Raw genomic sequence first — 20,992 nt, 5'->3', positions numbered from 1 at the left:
ACGAGCGGCAGCCGGAGCACCTTTACCGGCAGCCTGTCGAGCAACTGAGCCACGCACGGGGCCCCGGAGGGCCGGCCCGGCGCGCACCACGCCGCCTGGCCGGCCTCCTGGCTTGTTGCCCCGGCATCATCCTTGCCGCTGGATTTGCTGTCTGCTGAGTACAACGGCCTGTCCGTCTTTGCCGCGTTGCCTTGGCGGCTGACCTGTCCGCTGGGCTGGCTGACCCGCGGGGCATACTAGGCGGGCGGGGGTGTCAGTATGGATGAGACCACGGAGCTCCTGAAGGCCAGCTTCAACCGGCTCGAGGGGCTGATTGGCGAGGTGAGGGAGCTGCGGTACAAGATCAAAGACGTCCAGGGCGATGTGGAGGCCTTGCGCGCCAAGATGTCTGCGATGGACCAGGCGGAGGAGGAGGGCGGAGAGCGCGGCGAGGGTGATCACCCGGCACCGGAAGGCGTCCCGGGCGGCGAGCCGGGCGGTGACACCGGCGAATGGGGCGGCCGTGAACAGGATGGCCCCGGCCGCCACGAGGGCGGGCCGGGGGATCCCGACGCTGAGTGCCGCTGCGGCGGATCGCACGGTTCCCACGGCGGTGCTCCGCACGGCCGGGGCGCCCGCGGCGGGCGTGCCACCGACCTGGAGGCGCGCCTGAAGCGCATCGAGGAGCACCTGCAGTACCTGGGCGCCAAGTGGCTCGAACTGGACGAGAAGATCTACCGGCTGGAGCGCAAGGGGAAGTAGCCGGGCAGGAGTTGGGCGGGCCCTTCGCCAATATCCCCCCACCGAAAGGGGGAGCCTGCCTTGGCCGCACCATCGCGAGCGAGCGTTGAATCCCTTGTACTCTACCACACCCTGCTGGATACATCGCCTGGCAAGGCGATGGCGGACTTTCTGACCGCCATGCCCCGGGGCGGCGAGCGGGTGCGCACGGCCTACCTCGGGCTGGTCCGCACCCTGTACGCGCTCGAACCGGTTGCGGGCCCCACTGGGGACGCCTGGCAGGACTATCTGCTCCACCACGTGCTGCGGGCGGAGAACGCGTTCACGCGGGCGGCCGCGGCGGGCGCCGTGCCGGCCCCGCTGCGGGAGGCCGCCGCCTGGGACCTGCGCATCCTGCGGGAGCTGTTCGCCTTCTCCGGCCCGCGGTGCCGGGCCCTGGCCGGGGAATGGCCGGAGGGCGGACTCCCGACCTGGTCCGGCGTCAGGGAGACTTCCCCGGACGCCAACCATCCGGCCCGTTCGGGCCGCCTGTCCACGCCGGCCGGCCCCTTCCTCGCGCCGGCCTTCCGGGAGATGGCCCGCCGGCTGGCCGGCGCAGACGACTGGGCCGCCATGGTGGACGAGCTGGCCGGGTTCCACCGCACCCACGGCTGCGGCGTCGTGGCCTGCTCCTGGTTCCTCACGTGGGACGGCGAGCGGCTGCAGGTGGTCGATCAGCCCGACCTGGTGGACCTGGACGACCTGGCCGGGCTGGTGGAGCAGAAAGCGGCGGTCCGGGAGAACACCGAAGCCTTCCTGCGGGGCGGCGCCGGCCAGAACCTGCTGCTCTACGGCCCCAGGGGCACGGGCAAGTCCTCGCTGGTCCGCGCCATGGCGCCCCGCTACGGCGAGTCCGGCCTGAGGCTGCTGGAGGTGGGTCGGGACAAACTTGGGAGCCTGGGCGAACTCTACCGCATCGTGCGCCGGCACCCGCAGCGGTTCATCCTCTTCCTGGACGACCTCACCTTCGAGGCCGACGACGCCGACTACCGGGCCTTCAAATCGCTCCTGGAGGGGGCCCTGGAGCGGCGCCCGCCCAACCTGCTGCTCTACGTCACCTCCAACCGCCGGCACATGGTGCCCGAGCGCTGGGCCGACCGCAGCAGCCCCGAGGAGGCGGAGGTGCACGGCCAGGACGCCCTGGAGGAGCGGCTCTCGCTGGCGGACCGGTTCGGCCGGACGATCCTGTTCCTGCGTCCGGACCAGGACGAGTACCTGGCGATCGTCGAGCACCTGGCCGCCCGGCGGGGGCTGCCGATCGGGCGGGAGGAGCTCCGGGACGCCGCCCGGCGCTGGGCCCTGTGGCAGAACGGGCTCTCGGGTCGCGCCGCCCGGCAGTTCGTGGATGAACTGGAGGCGAAACGGAAGTAACGGCGACCGGCCGCCCACCCCCGGGCGGCCGGGTCTCTCTGTCATGCCGTCAACCGCGGGACAGACCGTCGGCACATCCGTCGCCCGCCAGGTCAGGGGCTAGTTCCGGGGGAGCAGCGCGGCCACCTCTTCGGGCGCGAACGAGTACCGGCAGCCACAGGCGTGGCAGACGACGTCCAGGCTCCGGTTGGACGCCACCGCATCCTTCAGGTCCGCCACGCCCAGGCTCATCAGCATGGGGTAGAACATCTCCCGAGAGCAGCCGCACGACGCCCGAAGGGGGGCGATGCCCAGGAGAGCCGTGTCGGCCGGCAGCAGCGCGGGCAGCTCGGACACAGGCCGTTCCGGGTCTGCTACCGCGGGGGCGCGGAGGATGCCCTCGACCTCGCGGAGGCTGTCCTCGTCCGCCCCCGGCAGCAGCTGCGCCATCGCACCGCGGCAGGCGACGATCTCGTCGTCCCCGTCGAACTCCACGTGGCAGACGAAGCAGGTGGGTGTCTGCTCGCTCTGGCGGAAGTAGTGGGCGAGGTCATCCACGATGTTCCCGTACGGCATGTCGGTGATGCCCGTGAACCCCCGGTACATCCCCAGGTCCTTGATCACCTGGAGGGATCCGCCGGTGCCGATCAGCTCCGGCAGCGACAACCCGGCGATCTCGGGTGCAGGAACCGTCTGCCACTCGTCGCTGAGGTAGCCCCGGACGTTGCCGCCGGAGTCGACCTCGGCGAAGATCCGGCAGCCCGGCCTGCTCGCCCCCACCTTGAGGCTCAGGCGCTGGTGGTCCTTCAAGGTGCCGCAGAGCAGGCCCGCGGCCGTCACCGTGGTGGCCAGCGCCGCGCGCAGGGCCCGGCCGCTCACCTGTCCCTGACTGCAGACGGCCCGGGCGATGCCGGTGGTCTCGGCGAACATGATCCGGACGCTGCGGTTGAAGGCCAGCGTCCTGATGATATAGTTTTCCATGACAAGACATCCCCTCGCTCTCCACCAGGCTGGTTCGCCACCGAGTATAGAACCTGACGCTACGTCAGGTTCAACCCCCGGAGATGGCGAAAGCTGCGGCGGAGGGCGCGGCGCTGCGGAAGGGGGAGGCGGGTGAGCGGGCGCGGCTGGAAGATCGGCGAACTGGCCCGGCGTGTCGGGCTGACGGTGCGGACGCTGCACCACTACGACCGGATCGGCCTGTTCTCGCCGTCGCACACCACGGAGTCGGGGCACCGGGTGTACTCGGATGAGGACGTGCGCACGCTCCTGCAGATCATCTCCCTCAAGCAGCTCGGCTTCTCGCTGGGCGAGATCAGGGCGATGATCAGCGACCGGGGCGCTGACCCCCGGGAGATGCTGGAGCTGCAGCTGAACAGGCTGGACGCGGAGATCGCGGCGCTGACTGAGGTGCGGGACCGCGTGCGGCGCATCTACGAACACCTGCAGCGTGGACGGCCGGTCTCCACGGAGGAGATCATGGCCGTGGCCCACGCGCTGACCCTCACGCGGAGCCCGCATTTCCGCCGGGAACAGGTGGAGGACCTGCGGCGGCGCTACCTGGCGCTGGACCCTGCTGAGCAGCAGCGGCTGTTCGAAACAGGCCGGCGGCTGGTCTCCGAGTTCCGCCGCTGCCTGAGCGCCGGCAAGCCGCCGGACGACCCCGAGGTCATCGCCCTGGCCCGGCGCTGGAAGGAGGCGACCGGGGCGCTGCTGCCTGCCGACGAACCGCTCACGCAGGCGGCGGAGCGGTACTATCGGGAGAACCCCGATGCGGGGCTGATCTTCGGCATGGATGGCGAACTCTACCGGTACATCAAGCAGGCGGTCTCGCACGATTAGAGGAGCGGAACCACACAGCGGCCGGCGGCCACCCCACGAGGCGGCCGCCGGCCTTCGCCATGCCGTTCATTCCGCTCCGCGCGCCGGACGGGCAGGTCGCCGGTGAGGGGCGCCCGATCAACCCTCCAGCCGCACGAGCAGGTCGCCGGCCTCCACCCGGTCGCCCTCCCGGACCAGCACCTCGGCCACCCTGCAGTCCCGGGGGGCGGTGAGCACGTTCTCCATCTTCATCGCCTCGGTGACCACCAGCTGGACCCCCTTGGCCACCTCGTCGCCGGGGGAGACCAGCACCTTGACCACCCTGCCGGGCATCGAGGCGCCGAGCTGGTTCGGGTCGCCCTTCCTCGCCTTCGGGCGGCGCACGCCGGCCTCGGCCAGGCGGGCGTCGGGCACCTCGACCTCCCGGGGGAAGCCGTTCAGCTCGAAGAGCACCTCCCGCATGCCGTTGGGCTTCGGGTCCCGCACGTCGATCAGCTTGATGATCAGCGTCTTGCCCCGCTCGATCTCCACCCGCGTCTCCTCGCCGGGCCGGAGCCCGTAGAAGAACGTGGGCGTGTCCACCACCGCCGTGTTGCCGAACTCCTCCTGGTGCCGGGCCAGCTCCTCCACCAGGCCGGGGAACATGATCTCCGAGAGCACCTCCCGCCGGCTGGCAGGGCGGCCCAGCTTCTCCGAGAGCTCCTGCTGCTTCGCCGTGAAGTCGATGGGCGGCAGCAGCTCACCCGGCCGTACGGTGATGGCCTCCCGGCCCTTGAGTACCACCCGCTGCAGGTCGGCGGGCCACCCGCCCGGAGGCTGGCCCATGTACCCGGAGAGCAGGTGCACCACCGACTCGGGGAAGGCGAGGCTCTCGCCCCGCTCGATCAGCTCCTCGGGGGTGCGGATGCCGTTCTGCACCATGAAGAGCGCCAGGTCGCCCACCGCCTTGGAGGAGGGCGTGACCTTCACGATGTCGCCCAGGGCCAGGTTGGCCGTCCGGTAGGCCTGGACCACCTCCGGCCAGCGGTTTCCGAGACCCAGCGACGCCGCCTGCTGCCGCAGGTTCGAGACCTGCCCGCCGGGCATCTCGTGCAGGTAGGTCTCGGCGGACGTCGCGGCCAGGCCGGACTCCCACGGGGCGTACCAGCGGCGGACCTCCTGCCAGTAGTCCGCCAGCTGCTGCAGGCCGGCGGGGTCGAGCCCCGTGTCACGCTCGTCGCCCTGCAGCGCCGCCACCAGCGTGTTGAGCGAGGGCTGCGAGGTCAGGCCCGAGAGGGAGGAGAGGGCCGCGTCCACGATGTCGACCCCCGCCGCCGCGGCGGCCAGCAGCGTCGCCAGGCCGGTGCCGGCGGTGTCGTGGGTGTGCAGGTGGAGCGGCACGCCCACCTCCTGCTTCAGGGCGGAGATCAGCATGGTCGCCGCCCGGGGCTTGAGGAGGCCCGACATGTCCTTGATGGCGATGATCTGCGCCCCGGCGGCCTCCAGCTCCCGGGCGAGGTTCACGTAGTACTTGAGGTCGTACTTGGTGCGGGTGGGGTCGGTGATGTCGCCGGTGTAGCAGAGGGCGACCTCGGCCACCTTGCCCTCGCTGCGCACCGCCTCGATGGCCGGCCGCATGTTGGGCAGCCAGTTGAGCGAGTCGAAGATGCGGAAGATGTCGATGCCTGCCGCGGCGGCTTCCTTCACGAAGGCCTGCACCAGGTTGTCGGGGTAGTTGGCGTAGCCCACGGCGTTGGCGCCGCGCAGGAGCATCTGGAACGGGATGTTGGGGATGGCCTCCCGGAGCAGCTCCAGCCGCTCCCAGGGGTCCTCCTTCAGGAAGCGCAGGGCCGTGTCGTACGTGGCGCCGCCCCAGAGCTCCAGCGAGAAGAGGCCCGCCGCCAGCCGGGCCGTGGCGGGGGCGATGGCCAGCATGTCCCGGGTGCGCACCCGGGTGGCCAGCAGCGACTGGTGGGCGTCCCGCATCGTGGTGTCGGTCACCAGCAGGCGCTTCTGGGAACGGATCCACTCCACGAAGCCCTGCGCCCCCCGCTCCAGCAGCACCTGCCGGGCCCCGGAGGGCACGGGGCCGTCCACCTGCGGGATGGGCACGTGGCCCCGGGCGGGCGGCTTCGCCCCGGGTGGAACGCCCGGCCCGCCGTTTACCACCACGCTTCCGATGTACCGGAGCAGCTTGGTGCCGCGGTCCCGCCGGGGCGCGAACTGGAAGAGCTCCGGCGTGTTGGCGATGAAGTTGGTGTCCAGGTCGCCCGCCAGGAAGCGGGGGTGGCGGACGACGTTCAGCAGGAACGGGATGTTGGTTTTGACGCCGCGGATGCGGAACTCCTGGAGCACCCGGCTCATCTTGGCCGCGGCGGCCTCGAAGGTGAGGCCCCAGGTGGTGGCCTTCACCAGCAGCGAGTCGTAGTACGGCCCGATCTCGGCCCCGGCAAAGCCGTTGTCGCCGTCCAGCCTTACCCCCGGCCCGCCGGGGGAGCGGTAGGCCAGGATGCGGCCGGTGTCGGGCAGGAAGTCGTTGGTGGGGTCCTCGGTGGTGACCCGGCACTGGATGGCGTAGCCGTGCCGGTTCACCTGCGCCTGGGAGGCCACGCCCAGCGCCTCGTCCAGCCGGGCCCCCTCGGCGATGCGGATCTGCGCCTGCACGATGTCGAGCCCCGTGATCTCCTCGGTGACCGTGTGCTCCACCTGGATGCGGGGATTGACCTCCATGAAGTAGAAGCGGCCGCTCTGATCCACCAGGAACTCGACGGTGCCCGCGCCCACGTAGCCCACCCGGGCCACGAGGCGGACGGCGGCGCCACAGATCTCCTGCCGCTGGGGCTCGGTGAGGGCCAGGGAAGGGGCGATCTCCACCACCTTCTGGTGGCGGCGCTGCACCGAGCAGTCCCGCTCGTAGAGGTGGATCACATTGCCGTAGCGGTCGGCCATCACCTGGACCTCGATGTGGCGGGGTCGCTCCACGTACTGCTCCAGGTACAGGTCGCCCGAGCCGAAGGCGGCGCGGGCCTCCGAGCCCGCCCGCTCCAGCGCGGCCACCAGCTCGGCGTCGGACCGGACCACCCGCATGCCCCGTCCGCCGCCGCCCAGCACGGCCTTGACGATGACGGGGTAGCCCACCTCCCGGGCGAAGGCGAGCGCCTCCCGGGTGGATGCAACCGGGCGGTCGGTGCCCCGGAGCAGGGGCAGGCCGGCCTCCTGGGCGATCCGGCGCGCGGCCACCTTGTCGCCGAACATCTCCAGATGTTCGGGATCGGGGCCGATGAAGGCGATGCCGTTTTCCCCGCAGAGCCGGGCGAAGGCGGCGTTCTCGGCCAGGAACCCGTAGCCGGGGTGGATGGCGTCGACGTCGTGCTGCCGTGCCAGCCGGATGATCCCCTCCATGTCGAGGTAGGCCTCGACGGGCCCCTTGCCCTCGCCGATGAGATAGGCCTCGTCCGCCTTGTACCGGTGGAGCGAGAAGCTGTCCTGCTCGGAGTAGATCGCCACGGTCTGTTTCCCCAGTTCCGTGCAGGCGCGGAAGATACGGATGGCGATTTCACCCCGGTTGGCCACCAGGATGCGGCGGAAGGCTGGCATGGTTCTCACCCCTTTAATGTATTAAAGCAATCGTATTCGCCCCCTTTGTGTGGATTCCTCCACAACAAACCCTTCAAGGAGTTATTAGCAAAAGTCTAAATACATAGATGTTTGCAGCGGTAGACAGAAGCACTAGATATCTTCGACAAGAACCGTACATCCCTGAATCGATCGATGTGCCCAATCATCCCTCCTCGAATTAATACACATCGAAGTGGAAGGAAACATGAGTAGTGAGAAGAACTTACATTTGAGACTCTGGTGCATCACAGACTGGCACATCACGGCAGAACGGGGTGACACCTATTGCGCGCCGGGACCGAGGCAGCTTTTCGCTCAAAGGGTGGAAGTAACTGGAAACTGGGTCGCTGGGCCGAGCGTCTGGAACCCTACCTGTACATCGCCCCCAGTCTGATCCTGCTCTCCATCTTCGTCTTCTACCCGATCATCCGCTCCGTGTATCTGAGTCTCTACCTTACCGACCCCCTCGGGAACCCCAAAGTGTTCATCGGGCTCAGACACTACGCGACGCAGCTCACAGGTGGGTTCTTCCAGAGTCTGCTCGTCACGCTCAAGTTCGTGCTGTACACGGTTCCCGTCGGGCTCGTGTTGGGTTTCATCCTCGCCCTGCTGGCCTATCAGCCGGTGAAGGGCAGCCGCTTCTTCCAGCTGGTCTTCTCCTCGCCGCTGGCCGTATCGGCGGCCACGGGTGCGACCATCTTCCTCATGATGCTGAACCCGGTCTCTGGTATTGTGAATTACCTGCTGGGGCTGATCGGCATTGAGCCGGTCCGGTGGCTGACCGATCCCAAATGGGCGCTGTGGGCCGTGGGCATGGTCAGCATCTGGCTCCGCCTCGGGTTCAACTTCGTCCTGATGCTGAGCGGCCTGCAGAACGTGCCGGAGGAGCTCTACGAGGCAGCTCTGGTGGACGGCGCCGGGCCTTGGGCTCGCACCATCCACGTCACGCTGCCCATGATCTCCCCCACGATTTTCTTTGCCCTGGTGGTGGGTGTCATCCACGCCTTCCAGGTCTTCACCGAGATTGACATGATGACCGCCGGCGGTCCCTCGGGCGCGACGAACGTGGTCGTCTTCCAGATTTACCAGGAAGCCTTCCGGAAGTACGAATTCGGCTCGGCCAGCGCTCAGGCGATCCTGCTCTTCATCGTGATGGTCATCCTCACATACTTCCAGTTCCGACTGGGTGAAAGGCGGGTGCACTACCAGTGATAATCGCAGACCGCTTCAGCAAGGTGCTGCTCTACCTCGCCCTGATCCTGGCGGCACTGGTGATGATGTTCCCCATCCTCTTCGCCGTCTCGACGAGCCTCATGGACCCGTCGGAGGTGAACACCTTCCCGCCGACGCTGATCCCGTCCTCGCCCCGGTGGTCCAACTACGTGGAAGTTGCCCGGTCGTTCCCGATTTTTCGCTACCTGCTCAACAGCCTGATCGTGTCGACCGCCGTGACGCTGGGCCAGGTGCTCACGGCCAGCCTCTCGGCCTATGCGTTTGCGTTCATGAAGTTCTGGGGCAAGAACGCGCTGTTTGCGCTGTTCATGTCCACCATGATGGTGCCCTGGGAGATCACCATCATCCCCAACTACCTCACCATTCGGTCGTGGAAACTGCTTGACTCGTACCCCGGCTTGATCCTGCCGTTCCTGGCCACCGCTTTCGGCACCTTCCTCCTCCGGCAGTTCTTCATGCAGATTCCGCGGGAACTGGAGGAGGCGGCCCGGATCGACGGTTGCGGCCGATTCCGCTTCTTCCGGTCCATCGCCGTGCCGCTGGCGCGGCCCGGCCTCCTCACGCTGGGGGCGTACACCTTCCTCTCCACGTGGAACCAGTACCTCTGGCCGTTGCTCGTCACCAACAGCCGCCTGATGCGCACGGTCCAGATCGGCACCCGGTTCCTGATGAACGAGGAAGGCTTGCAGTACCACCGGATCATGGCGGGCGTGGTGCTCTTCATGCTGCCTGCCCTGGTCTTCCTCCTGTGGGGTCAGCGCTACCTCGTGCGCGGCATGATGGCCGGTAGCGTGAAGGGGTAGCTTGGCTACATCTTGTCGAGTTGGGAGGCGAATCTATGTTCCAACGCACCAGGAGAACCGGCATGACCCTGACTGCGCTCCTCCTCGCGCTGAGCCTGCTGGCCGGTTGCGGCGGTAGCTCCGGCACCAAGTCCGGCGGCACGGACACGACCACGCCGTCAGGGAGCCAGACGCAGCAGCAGGCAGCGCCCCAGTCCAGCGGCAAGATCAAGGTCGTCTTCTGGCACGCCATGGGCGGCAAGAATGGTGAAGCCGTCGATTACCTCGTCCAGAAGTTCAACAACTCGCAGGATCGCATCCAGGTAGAGGCGGTCTACCAGGGCACCTACGACGAGTCTCTGCAGAAGATGAAGGCCGCCGGCACCGACGGCCCGACGATGATCCAGGTCTACGAGATCGGCAGCCGGTTCATGATCGACTCCGGGCTGATCACCCCCATTCAGGATTTCATCGACGCCGAGGGCTATGACATCAGCGACCTGGAACCGAACATCCTCGGCTACTACACCTTTGACGGGCGGCTGTACTCGATGCCGTTCAACACCTCCACGCCGATCGTGTACTACAACAAGGACGCCTTCCGCGAGGCCGGGCTCGATCCGGAGAAGCCTCCCAAGACCATGGAGGAGTTCCACGAGTATGCCAAGAAGCTGACCAAGACCGAGGGCACTGACACCCGGTACGGCGCCGGCATCGCGTGGTACGGCTGGTTCTTCGAGCAGTTCCTGGCGGTTCAGGGCGCCCACTACGTCGACAACGATAACGGCCGCTCCGCCCGGGCGACCAGGGCGACCATCAACACGCCCGAGGGCCTGAAGATCATGGAGTGGCTGAAGGCCATGATCGACGACGGCTCGGCCATCAACCTGGGCCGCAAGACCAGCGACACCCAGGCGGCCTTCTCCGCCGGCCGCATTGCGATGACCCTCGACTCCACCGCCGTGCTGAGCACCATCCTGTCCGGCGTCGGCGACAAGTTCGAGGTGGGCACGGCTTTCCTGCCCCGGCCTGAGGGTGTGGAAGGCGGCGTGATCATCGGCGGCGCTTCCGTGTGGATCACCAACACCCGGCCGAAGGAAGAGCAGCAGGCGGCCTGGGAGTTCGTGAAGTGGCTGGTGGAGCCGGAGCAGCAGGCCGAGTGGTCGATTCGCACGGGTTACTTCCCGGTGCGCAAGTCGGCCTACGAGCAGGAGGTCCTGAAGGAGTGGCACGCGGAGCGGCCGCAGTTCACCACCGCGATTGAGCAGCTGCACGCTTCCGCGCTGACCACGGCGACCCAGGGCGCCGTGATCGGGACCTTCCCGCAGGCCCGCCAGATCGTCGAAGAGGCGATGGAGGCCGTGGTGCTGGGCCAGAAGACGCCGGAGCAGGCGCTGGCCGACGCCGAGGCTCAGATCACCAAGGGCATCGAAGAGTACAACATGACGGTCCAGTAACGGACTGCGCACAAGCGTACACCGCAATCGACGAGGGGCTGTCCCACGGGCAAACCGGGACAGCCCCCCTGCTTTTTGTGCCCCGATGCACCTGGCCGGGGCCATTGTCGCGCCAGAGCGCTTCATCATAGTAGGGCGATATTACAGAAAAGGGGTACTCTTGGTGCAGGAGCCTGCGCTCCGAAGGAAGAATTATTCCCTGGAATGTCGTCGAAAGGGGGAAAGCACTTGGCCAGCCTTCCGGAGCGAGCGGTGCGGCCCCGGCTGCCCGAGCCGGCCCCGCGGGCGCGGGTCCGGTGGTCGGAGCGGCTGGAGCCCTACCTGTACCTCGCCCCCAGCCTGGCTCTGCTCGCCATCTTCACCTTCTACCCGATCGTGCGCTCCATTTACCTCAGCCTCTTCCTCACCGACCCGCTGGGCCGGCCCCGGGTCTTCCTGGGGCTGCAGCACTACGCGAACGCTCTCTCGTCCACGTTCCTGCAGAGCATGGGGGTGACGCTCCTCTTTGTACTCTACACGGTTCCCGTCGGTCTCATCCTCGGTTTCGTGCTCGCCCTGCTGGCGCACCAGCCGCTCAAGGGCACCCGCATCTTTCAGCTCATCTTCTCCTCGCCGCTGGCCATCTCGGCCGCCATCGGGAGCACCATCTGGGTGATGCTGCTCAACCCGGTGTCGGGCATGGTCAACTATCTGCTCGGGCTGGTGGGCATCGCCCCGATCCACTGGCTCACCGATCCCCGGTGGGCGCTCCTGTCGGTGGGGATGGTCAGCATCTGGCTCCGCCTCGGGTTCAACTTCGTCCTGATGCTGAGCGGCCTGCAGAACGTGCCGGATGAACTTCTCGAGGCGGCGGTGGTGGATGGCGCGGGATTTTGGGCGAAGACGCGCTACGTCACGCTGCCGATGATCTCCCCGACGCTCTTCTTCGCCGCCGTGGTGGGCGTCATCCACGCGTTCCAGGTTTTCGCTGAGATCGAAATCATGACGGCGGGCGGGCCGTCGGATGCCACGAACACGGTGGTCTACCGCATCTACCAGGTGGCCTTCCGCCAGTACGAGTTCGGCTCCGCCAGCGCACAGGCGATTCTGCTCTTCATCGTGATGGTGGTGCTGACGTACATCCAGTTCAGGCTGGGGGAGAGGCGGGTGCATTACCAGTGAGCCTCGCCGCCCGACTGAACCGGTTGCTTCTGTATGTGGCCCTCACGGTGGCCGCCGTAATCATCGTGTTCCCGATTCTGTACGCCGTCTCCATCAGCCTCATGCCCCCGGCGGAGGTCAACACCTTCCCGCCCCGGTTCGTGCCCAGTACCCCGAACTGGGCCAACTACGCAGACGTCGCCCGCACCGTGCCCGTGGGGCGGTACCTGCTCAACTCGCTCGTGGTGTCCGCGGCCGTCACCCTCGGTCAGATCGCCACCGCGAGCCTGTCGGGCTACGCCTTCGCCTTCCTGCGGTTCCCGGGCCGGGCGGCGCTCTTTGCTCTGTTCATGTCGACCATGATGGTGCCCTGGGAGGTCACCCTGATCCCCAACTACCTGACCATCCGGTCGCTCCGGCTGCTGGACTCGTACCCGGGGCTGATCCTGCCTTTCCTGGCGACCGCCTTCGGCACGTTCCTGCTGAGGCAGTTCTTCCTGCAGATCCCCCGGGAGCTGGAGGACGCAGCCCGCATTGACGGTTGCGGCCGGTTCCGCTTCTTCTGGTCCATCGCCCTGCCCCTCGCCCGCCCCGGCCTGCTCACCCTGGGTGCCTACACGTTCCTGAACACCTGGAACCAGTACCTCTGGCCGCTCCTGGTGACCAACACCCGGCTGATGCGGACGGTGCAGATCGGCGTGCGCTTCCTCATGAACGAGGAGGGGATGCAGTACCACCGCATCATGGCCGGCGTGGTGCTTTGCATGCTGCCCGCCCTCGTCATCCTGCTGTGGGGGCAGCGCTACCTGGTGCGCGGGCTGATGGCCGGCGGCATCAAGGGGTAGCGGCTTACGCAACTCTCGTGAAGAGGAGGAGTTTTCACGTGAGAGGATTCAGACGTCCATTCCTGACCCTTTGGGCCCTGGTGCTGATCCTGGCCCTGCTGGCCGGCTGCACCCGCAGCGGCGGAGGCGGCGGCGCCGGCTCGGACGGCGAGTTTCAGAAGGTGGAGATCCAGCCCGGCGAGCGGGTGAAGGTCACCTTCTGGCACGCGATGGGCGGCGTCGCCGGCGAGGCGGTGGACCGGCTGGTACAGCGGTTCAACAGCTCGCAGGACCGGGTGGAGGTGGAGGCCGTCTACCAGGGCAGCTACGACGACGCCCTGCAGAAACTGCGGGCGGCCGGCCCCGAGGGTCCCACCATCATGCAGGTGTATGAGATCGGCAGCCGCTTCATGATCGACTCGGGCATGATCACCCCGATGCAGAACTTCATCGACGCCGACGGCTTCTCCACCGAGGACTTCGAGCCCAACATCCTGGGCTACTACACCTTCGACGGGCGCCTCTACTCGATGCCGTTCAACACGTCCACGCCGATTGTGTACTACAACAAGGATGCCTTCCGGGAGGTGGGGCTCGACCCCGAACAGCCGCCCCGCACCTTTGAGGAGTTCAAGGAGTACGCCCGCAAGCTGACGGTCACCCAGGGCGGCGAGACCCGCCACGGCGCCAGCATCGCCCTCTACGGCTGGTTCTTCGAGCAGTTCCTGGCGGTGCAGGGGGCCCACTACGTGGACAACGATAACGGCCGCAGCGCCCGGGCCACGAAGGCGATCATCAACTCGCCCGAGGGCGAGCGGTTCGTGAACTGGCTGAAGGAGATGGTGGACGAGGGCGTGGCGATCAACCTGGGTCGCCGGACGGCGGAGACGCAGGCGGCCTTCTCCTCCGGGCGCGTCGCCATGACCATGGACTCCACGGCCGCATTGGGCAATATCCTCGCCGGCGTGGGCGATAAGTTCGAGATCGGCACGGCCTTCCTGCCGCGCCCGGAAGGGGCCAACGGCGGCGTGATCATCGGCGGCGCATCGCTCTGGATCACGAACACCAAGCCGCTGAAAGAACAGTGGGCTGCCTGGGAGTTCGTGAAGTGGCTGACCAGGCCGGAGGTTCAGGCCGAGTGGTCGATTGCCACCGGCTACTTCCCGATCCGCAAGGCCGCCTACGACGAGCAGATCCTGAAGGACTGGCACACCCAGCGGCCGCAGTTCATCACGGCCATCGAGCAGCTGCGGTCCTCGCCGCTCACCACGGTGACCCAGGGCGCGGTGATCGGCACCTTCCCGCAGGCCCGCCAGATCGTGGAGGCGGCAATGGAGTCGGTGATCCTGGGCCAGGCCACGGCGTCGGAGGCACTGGCCAAGGCGGCGGAGGAGATCACCAAGGGCATCGAGGACTACAACCGGACAACGCAGGCGCAGTAGCAAAGGGGTGGAGCCCGGGCGAGCGTTGCCCGGGCTCCCTTTCACGGTGCACGGCGCACCTGGCCCCGCAGATGTGTGCTGCGTCAAGCGACCCTTCGGCGACGCCCTCCCTTACAGCCTCAGCCCGCCGAACCGGGGGCATCACTGGCCGCACTCCTCGGGGTGCTGATGTTGCTGATCACGGCCTGCACCCTGCGCCCGTCCGATCCCGGGACACCGGGCGAGACGGCCGGCTCCGAGCCTGCGAGCACCGAGACTGGCAGCCGGGGCGACCCGGGCCAGTCCGTCGCTGCGCATGCGCCGGCGGGGCCGGTCAACTCGCCCGGGCAGGCGATCGCCCTGATCCCGCCCGCGGCTCGGGAAGGGAGGGAGTTCGACGCCATCCTGGTTCCGGACTACGTGCCCGCCTACCTGAGCGACAGCGAGGGGGAAGGACGGCCGCGGAGCACCTGGATCGTGCAGAGCCTCCACCCTGGCCCGAACGTCACCTTCTTCGTGGACGCCAAGACGGACGAAGTTGCGGAGCCCATCACGGTTGGCGACGAATGGCCTGAGACTCCGTAAGGGCGGGCCTGCCGCGCCGTCTTCCGGCCCGCCGGTCACGCACAGCAGGAATCACGGCCTCCTCCAGGGAAGTCACCCGGCAGCGATGGAGAGACCTGGAGGAGGCTGCCCCATGTTACGTCTTCCCTACGTGGTGCTGGACTTCGAAACCACCGGTCTCCGGACGACCGACCGCGTGATGGAGATTGCTGCTGTCCGCTTTGAGCGGGACCGCACCGTGGAGTTCCAGTCGCTCTGCAACCCCGGTCGTCCGCTTTCTTCATTTATAACGCATCTTACGGGCATCACCGACGCCGACCTGGCCGACGCCCCGCCCACCACCCTGGCCATCAAACGGCTCATGGCCGAGGTTCTGCATGACCAGCCGCTCCTGGTCGCCCACAACGCCGCCTTCGACCTGCGCTTCCTCAATCAGGAGCTGGCCCGGGCGGGGCTGCCGCCGTACGGCGGTCCCGTCCTCTGCACCATGCGGCTGAGCCGCCGGCTCTTTCCCGGCCTGCCCAGCCACAGGCTCGAGGCCCTGCTGGACCACTGGGGAATCGCCGCGGACAGGCACCACCGGGCGCTGGACGACGTGCGGGCCACGGCCCGGCTGCTGGACCTGCTGGTCGCCGCCGCCGAGGAGCGAGGCCTGGCAGTGGGGGAGTGACGTGGCGCGCAAGTTCAGGGAACTGGTCTGCCCCGAATGCGGCCATGTGTTTCCCCGCAAGGACTTCACCGGGCGTTCCCGCCGGGAGCCCCTCTGCCAGGAGTGCGCCCGCACGAAGGACGAGCTCTCCTCCTGGCGGCTGGATGACCTGGACGTGTCACGGCTTGTTCGGTTGAGCCTGCTGCAGGAGCGGGGAGAGGGCGACGCCGCGCACGGAAACCCAGAACATTCCAGCTTCGGCAATCTCTACACATGGAACTGCGACCTGTTCTCATCCACCGAATCACCCGCAGGCGGGGAAGGAGAACACCCGTTCCACCAAGAACTTCTCCCCGAACAAACTTGCGCAAGAGGAGGACAGGCCCGTGCGAATCCTCCACACCGCCGACTGGCACCTGGGCCGCACCCTGGAGGGCCGCAGCCGGCAGGAAGAGCACGAGAAGTTCGTGGACGAGCTGTGTGCGATCGTCCGGGATGAGGCCATCGATCTGGTGCTCATCGCGGGCGACGTGTTCGATTCCGTCAACCCCCCGGCCAGCGCCGAGGAGCTGTACTGCGAGGCCCTCGCCCGGCTGGGCGAGGGGGGACGCCGGGCGGTGGTGGTCATCGCGGGCAACCACGACTCGCCGGACCGGCTCACCGCAGTGCGGGCCCTGGCCCAGCGGCACGGGGCCGTCCTCTTCGGCTACCCCTATGACGACCCCGGCACCCACACCCCGGGCTCCGATCGGGTGCAGCGGGTCGCCGCCGGGCCGGGGTGGGTGGAACTCACCGTGCCCGGCGTGGACCACCCGGCGGTGGTCCTGGCGCTGGCCTATCCCTCCGAGTCCCGCCTGAAGCAGCTCCTGGCCGATACCCTGGGCGAGGAGGAACTGCAGTCCCTCTACTCTGACCAGGTGAAGGGCTGGCTTGCGGCGGCGGCGCGGCATTTCCACCCCGGTGCCGTCCGCCTGGTCACGAGCCACATCTACATGGCCGGCGGGGCCGAGACCAGCGACGTGGAGCGGCCGATCCACATGGGCGGCGCGTACACCGTCTACGCCGACGCCGTGCCCCCGGGCGCCCAGTACGTGGCGCTGGGCCATCTGCACCGCCCCCAGCAGATCCACGGGGCGGCGGCGGTCACCCGCTACTCCGGGTCGCCGCTTTCGTTCTCCTTCAGCGAGACGGGCTACACCAAGGGCGTCACCGTGCTGGAACTCCGTCCGGGCGACTCCGCGCCCGCCCTGCGGGAGATTCCCATCACCGCCGGGCGGCCGCTGGTCAGGTGGGAGGCCCGGGGCCTGGCCGAGGTGGAGCGCTGGGTCGGCGAGGGCAAGGATCCCACCGCGTTCATCGACCTGACGATCCACCTGGAGCATCCCCTCACCCTCGACCAGATCCACCGCCTCCGCACCCTGCGGCCCGACATCATCCACATCCGCCCGGTGATCCCGACGGTCGAGGAGGAGGTGGCGGTCGGCGGGGAAGAGCTGCAGCTGAGCCTGCAGGAGAAGTTCATCCGGTTCTACCAGCAGGAGCGGGGCGGCACGCCGCCGGACGAACTGGTGCGGCTCTTCCTGGAACTGGTAAGCGACCAGGACGAGGAGGGGGCAGAATGAGGCCGATCCGGCTCGAATTTGCGGGACTGCAGAGCTACCGGGAGAAGCAGGAACTCGACTTCACGCAGCTCTTGGACGGCGGCCTGTTCGGCATCTTCGGCCCCACCGGCGCCGGGAAGTCGACCGTTCTGGACGCCATCACCCTTGCGCTGTACGGCCGGGTGGGCCGGGCGGAGCGGGGGACCATCGGCATCATGAACCATGCCGAGAACCGGCTCTATGTAAAGTTTACGTTCGGCCTTGGCCCCGAGACGTACCGCGTGGAGCGCGCCTACAAGCGCGAGAAGGACACCCCCTCCATCCGCAGCGAGTACGCCCGGCTGGTCCGGGTGCGCACCGCCGACGGCGCGCTGCCGGGTGACGCACCGGCGGGCGACGAGGTGCTCGCCGACAAGGACCGTGAGGTGACGCAGCGGGTGATCGACCTTCTGGGGCTCCAGGTGGAAGACTTCACCCGCGCCGTGGTGCTGCCCCAGGGGCAGTTTGCGGAGTTCCTGACGCTCACGGGGGCGGAGCGCACGAAGATGCTGCAGCGCATCTTCGCACTGGAGCAGTACGGCGACAAGCTCCACCAGCGGCTGCGGCAGCGGCTGGAAGCCGTGCGCGGCCAGTTGATCGCCGTCGAGTCGGAGCAGGCCGGGCTGGGAGACGCCTCCGCCGAGGCCGTTTCGGCCGCCGAGCAGCGGCTTGGGATCGCGGCGGCCCTGCTCACGACCGCAGAAGAGGAGTTGGGCCGTGTGGAGGCCGAGTTCCGGTCCTGGGAGCGGGTCTGGAACCTGCAGCAGGAACTCAGGGAGGTGGAGGAGCGGCTGGCCGCATGGCAGGGGCAGGTGACGGAGGCCCAGGCGTGGCGCCAGGAGCTGCTGGCCGCCCGCCGGGCGGACGGAGTGCGCCCCCACCTGGAGGCCCGGGACCAGGCCGCCGCGCAGGCGGCTCAGTCGGCTGCCCGGCTGGCGGAGGCGGAGCAGGCCCTCGCCGCCGCCACGGCCTCCCTGGACGCGGCAGTTGAGGCGCACGAGGCGGCGAGGACCCGCCGGGCAAACGAGTTTCCGGCCCTCACCCGGCGGCAGCGGGACCTGCAGCGGGCTGCCGAGCTGGAGGGGGCGCTGGCGGAGGCCCGCGGCAAGGCGGCAGACCTGGCGGCGCGCGTCGCCAAGGGCCAGGGCCTGTTGGCCCAGGTCTCCGCCGAGCTGGCTGCGGGCACGGAACACCGCCAGACCCTGCTCGCCAGGGAGGCGCGGCTGCGGGAGCAGATTGCGGCGCTGGACGTTTCGGCGGAACTGAGGGAACGGGTCAGCCAGGCCGTGCGCAGCCTCGACCGGCTGCGGGAGGCGCAGGTCCGCCTCACCGAGGCCGAGCGGCGCCTTCGTCAGCGGGAGGATGAGATGCGCAAGGCCGGGCGGCTGGCCGAGCAGGGCAGGGCCCTGCAGGTCGAGGCGGAGCGCCGGCTCAGGGAGATTGAGCAGACCGTGGCGCAGCTGGAGGCAGAGCCGCCCGCGAGCGATGACGACCTGCGGGCCGAGGAGGCCTGGCTGAGCCGGGTCGCGGAGCAGATCCGGACCCTGTCCGTGCTGCTGGAGCAGGCGGCCCGGCGGCGCGAAGAGTACGAGGCGCGCGCCGGTGAGGCTGCGCGGCTGCAGCAGGAAGCCGACCGGGCGGCTGCCGCCGAGGTTCAGCGCAGGCAGGAGCTGGACGCCGCCCGTGCGGCGCGGGAGGCGGCCCGGGCGGCCGTGGCGGAGGCCCGGCGCCAGGCCCACGCGGCGGCGCTGGTCTCCGAGTTGAAGGAGGGGGCCCCCTGCCCCGTCTGTGGATCGCGGGAGCATCCACATCCCGCCAGCCCGGAGGCCGCCGCGGACCTCCAGGCCCGCGAGGCGGAGCTCGAGCAGGCCGAGGCCAGGCTGCGTGAGGTGGAGCTGGCCCTGGAGCGGGCCGCCCAGCAGCGGATTGCCAACGGGCAGCAGGCCGCGGCAGCAGCCGGGCGCGCGGCGGAGGCGGAGGCCGCCCTGCAACAGGCGGAAGCCCGGGTGGCCGAACTGCAGGAGCAGCTGCCTGCTGCCTGGCGCGGGCTGCCGCCGGCGCAGCTCCAGGCCGCGCTCGAACGGGAGGCCGCCGGCCACCGGGAGCGCAGGGCCCGGTTCGAGGCGTGGCGGGACGAGCTTACCACCTGGCAGGCGAAGCGGCAGGAGCAGGCCGACCGGCTCTCCCGCGCCGCAGCCGAGGCCGCGGACCGGATGGCCCGCTCCGATCTGGCGCAACGGGCGGTGGAAGAGGCGCACGGCGAGGTGGAGGCGCTTGCCCGGAGTCTGGCGGAGCGGCAGGCGGAGTTCGACGCCGCCCGGGGCGACATGACGCCGGAATCCGTGGAGGAGACCCAGCGGCGGATTGCGGAGGCGGACCGGCGGGTGGCCGGCCTGCGCAAGCAGCTGGAAGCGCTCCGGAGCGAACAGGAGGAGCAGGAACGGACGCTGGAAGAGCTGCGCCGTCGGGAGCAGGAGTACACGAAACTGCTCCATCAGCGTGAGGTGGAGCTGGCGGAGGCGCGGCAGCGCCTGAGCGAGATCGAAAGCGAGTGGCGGCGGCTTTCCGGCGGCCAGCCGGCGGCGCCGCAGCTGGCCGCCGTGGAGGCGCAGCTCCGCCGTCTGGAGGAGGACGAGGCCAGCGCGGCCGAGCGACGGGACCAGGCCGAGCGGGCCCACCGCCAGGCGGAGTCGGCCCTGGCTGCCGCCCGGCGGGAGGCCGAACTCGCGGCGCAGCGCGACGCCGAGACCGCAGCCGCTCTGGCCTCGGCCCTCGAAGCCGCGGGTTTCCCGGACGGACAGGCCGCACGGTCGGCCTTGCGGAGCGCCCAGCGGCAGGCGGAGCTGGAGGCGCTGATCCAGGCGCACGAGCAGGAAGGGGTGCGGCTGCAGAGCCGCCAGGGGGAGTTGCGGGACCAGCTGGCCGGGCGGAGCCTGACCGAGGCGGAGTGGCAGGGCTGGTCGGCCCGGCTGGAGCAGGCCCGCACCGCCGTCGAGGAGCGCCGCGAGGAACGGGCCCGGGCGCAGCAGGTGCTCGCCGACCTGCTGGCCAAGCAGCAGCGCTGGCAGGAACTGGAGGAGCGGCGTACGGCCCTGAGCACGCAGGTGAACTACCTGGAAGAGCTGCGCAAGGTGCTTCAGGGCAACGCCTTTGTGGACTTCCTTGCGGCGGAGCAGATGCGCCGGGTGGCGGCGGATGCATCGCAGCAGTTGGGCCAGCTCACCCGCGACCGCTATGCCCTGGTCACGGAGCCCGGCGGCGGCTTCCTGATCCGGGACGACGCCAACGGCGGCGTCTGCCGGGCGGTGACCAGCCTGTCCGGCGGCGAGACCTTCCTGGCCTCGCTCTCGCTGGCCCTGGCACTCTCGAAACAGATTCAGCTGCGGGGCCGCTACCCGCTGGAGTTCTTCTTCCTGGACGAGGGTTTCGGCACCCTCGACCCCGAATTACTGGACGTGGTGATTTCCGCCCTCGAGGGACTGCGCGGCCAGAACCTGAAGGTCGGCGTGATCAGCCACGTGGCCGAGCTGCGCGCCCGGCTCCAGCGCCGGGTGATCGTCGAGCCGGCCGAGCCCGGCGGCCGGGGCAGCCGCCTGCGCCTCGAGCGGGCGTAAGGCCTCGCACGGAGGCTGGCAGTACGCGTGGGTGCCCCGGTCCGGGCAGGGCGAGCGAAGCCGCGTTGCTGGCGCCGGTTCAGGCTCCGCAGGAGGCCGGCGCGAGCGCAGCGGAGCGAGCACGCCCGGCCGACGAGGAGC

15 protein-coding genes are annotated in these 20,992 nt (G+C 69.0%); 13 read left to right on the top strand and 2 right to left on the bottom strand.

Annotated elements, in window-relative coordinates; genetic code table 11:
* The first annotated feature begins 258 nt into the window (after nucleotides 1-258).
* Complete coding sequence (locus AB2385_RS06480) at nucleotides 259-741, top strand: hypothetical protein (protein ID WP_367654136.1); 483 nt, start codon at nucleotides 259-261, stop codon at nucleotides 739-741.
* A gap of 60 nt (nucleotides 742-801) precedes the next feature.
* Nucleotides 802-2,130, top strand: a complete 1,329-nt coding sequence (locus AB2385_RS06475; RefSeq protein ID WP_367654135.1) for an ATP-binding protein — start codon at nucleotides 802-804, stop codon at nucleotides 2,128-2,130.
* Nucleotides 2,131-2,229: 99 nt separating this feature from the next.
* Here the strand turns inward: AB2385_RS06475 and AB2385_RS06470 are convergent, their stop codons facing one another.
* Nucleotides 2,230-3,090, bottom strand: a complete 861-nt coding sequence (locus AB2385_RS06470; protein WP_367654134.1) for an Hsp33 family molecular chaperone HslO — start codon at nucleotides 3,088-3,090, stop codon at nucleotides 2,230-2,232.
* Nucleotides 3,091-3,222: 132 nt separating this feature from the next.
* Here AB2385_RS06470 and AB2385_RS06465 point away from each other — a divergent pair, with 132 nt between their 5' ends.
* Complete coding sequence (locus AB2385_RS06465) at nucleotides 3,223-3,951, top strand: MerR family transcriptional regulator (RefSeq protein WP_367654133.1); 729 nt, start codon at nucleotides 3,223-3,225, stop codon at nucleotides 3,949-3,951.
* 117 nt (nucleotides 3,952-4,068) lie between these two features.
* Here the strand turns inward: AB2385_RS06465 and AB2385_RS06460 are convergent, their stop codons facing one another.
* The gene (locus AB2385_RS06460) at nucleotides 4,069-7,506 is read right to left on the bottom strand and encodes a pyruvate carboxylase (protein WP_367654132.1); all 3,438 of its coding nucleotides are present in this window, start codon (nucleotides 7,504-7,506) and stop codon (nucleotides 4,069-4,071) included.
* A 306-nt stretch (nucleotides 7,507-7,812) separates the two neighbouring features.
* Here AB2385_RS06460 and AB2385_RS06455 point away from each other — a divergent pair, with 306 nt between their 5' ends.
* The 10 genes from AB2385_RS06455 to AB2385_RS06410 all read left to right on the top strand — a co-directional run bounded on the left by AB2385_RS06455 (nucleotide 7,813) and on the right by AB2385_RS06410 (nucleotide 20,851).
* Nucleotides 7,813-8,739, top strand: coding sequence for a carbohydrate ABC transporter permease (locus AB2385_RS06455; protein ID WP_367654131.1), 927 nt, complete (start codon nucleotides 7,813-7,815; stop codon nucleotides 8,737-8,739).
* The gene (locus tag AB2385_RS06450) at nucleotides 8,736-9,563 is read left to right on the top strand and encodes a carbohydrate ABC transporter permease (protein WP_367654130.1); all 828 of its coding nucleotides are present in this window, start codon (nucleotides 8,736-8,738) and stop codon (nucleotides 9,561-9,563) included. The genes AB2385_RS06455 and AB2385_RS06450 overlap by 4 nt, the downstream gene beginning before the upstream one ends.
* 62 nt (nucleotides 9,564-9,625) lie before the next feature.
* A complete protein-coding gene (locus tag AB2385_RS06445) occupies nucleotides 9,626-10,999 on the top strand; it encodes an ABC transporter substrate-binding protein (protein WP_367654129.1) in 1,374 nt (457 codons plus the stop codon).
* A 228-nt stretch (nucleotides 11,000-11,227) separates the two neighbouring features.
* Entirely contained in the window at nucleotides 11,228-12,160 is a 933-nt protein-coding gene (locus tag AB2385_RS06440; RefSeq protein ID WP_367654128.1) for a carbohydrate ABC transporter permease, read from the top strand.
* Nucleotides 12,157-12,984, top strand: coding sequence for a carbohydrate ABC transporter permease (locus tag AB2385_RS06435; protein WP_367654127.1), 828 nt, complete (start codon nucleotides 12,157-12,159; stop codon nucleotides 12,982-12,984). The genes AB2385_RS06440 and AB2385_RS06435 overlap by 4 nt, the downstream gene beginning before the upstream one ends.
* Before the next feature lie 38 nt (nucleotides 12,985-13,022).
* Nucleotides 13,023-14,405 carry an ABC transporter substrate-binding protein gene (locus AB2385_RS06430; RefSeq protein WP_367654126.1) on the top strand — a complete coding sequence of 461 codons (1,383 nt, stop codon included), beginning with the start codon at nucleotides 13,023-13,025 and terminating at the stop codon, nucleotides 14,403-14,405.
* Between the two features lie 168 nt (nucleotides 14,406-14,573).
* Nucleotides 14,574-14,969, top strand: a complete 396-nt coding sequence (locus tag AB2385_RS06425) for a hypothetical protein (RefSeq protein WP_367654125.1) — start codon at nucleotides 14,574-14,576, stop codon at nucleotides 14,967-14,969.
* 112 nt (nucleotides 14,970-15,081) lie between these two features.
* Nucleotides 15,082-15,618 (top strand): PolC-type DNA polymerase III, encoded by a 537-nt coding sequence (locus AB2385_RS06420; protein ID WP_367654124.1) that lies wholly within the window; start codon nucleotides 15,082-15,084, stop codon nucleotides 15,616-15,618.
* Nucleotides 15,619-15,983: 365 nt separating this feature from the next.
* Nucleotides 15,984-17,219, top strand: a complete 1,236-nt coding sequence (locus tag AB2385_RS06415) for an exonuclease SbcCD subunit D (RefSeq protein ID WP_367654123.1) — start codon at nucleotides 15,984-15,986, stop codon at nucleotides 17,217-17,219.
* On the top strand, nucleotides 17,216-20,851 hold the full coding sequence (locus AB2385_RS06410) for an AAA family ATPase (RefSeq protein ID WP_367654122.1): 3,636 nt from the start codon (nucleotides 17,216-17,218) through the stop codon (nucleotides 20,849-20,851). Before AB2385_RS06415 ends, AB2385_RS06410 begins: the two co-directional genes overlap by 4 nt.
* Nucleotides 20,852-20,992 lie beyond the last annotated feature (141 nt).

Origin of the sequence: Symbiobacterium sp., assembly GCF_040797425.1 — a bacterium.
GTDB lineage: Bacteria > Bacillota > Sulfobacillia > Symbiobacteriales > Symbiobacteriaceae > Symbiobacterium.
The sequence above is the reverse complement of the archived record's forward strand: the minus strand, read 5'-3'. Positions and strand labels throughout refer to the sequence as shown.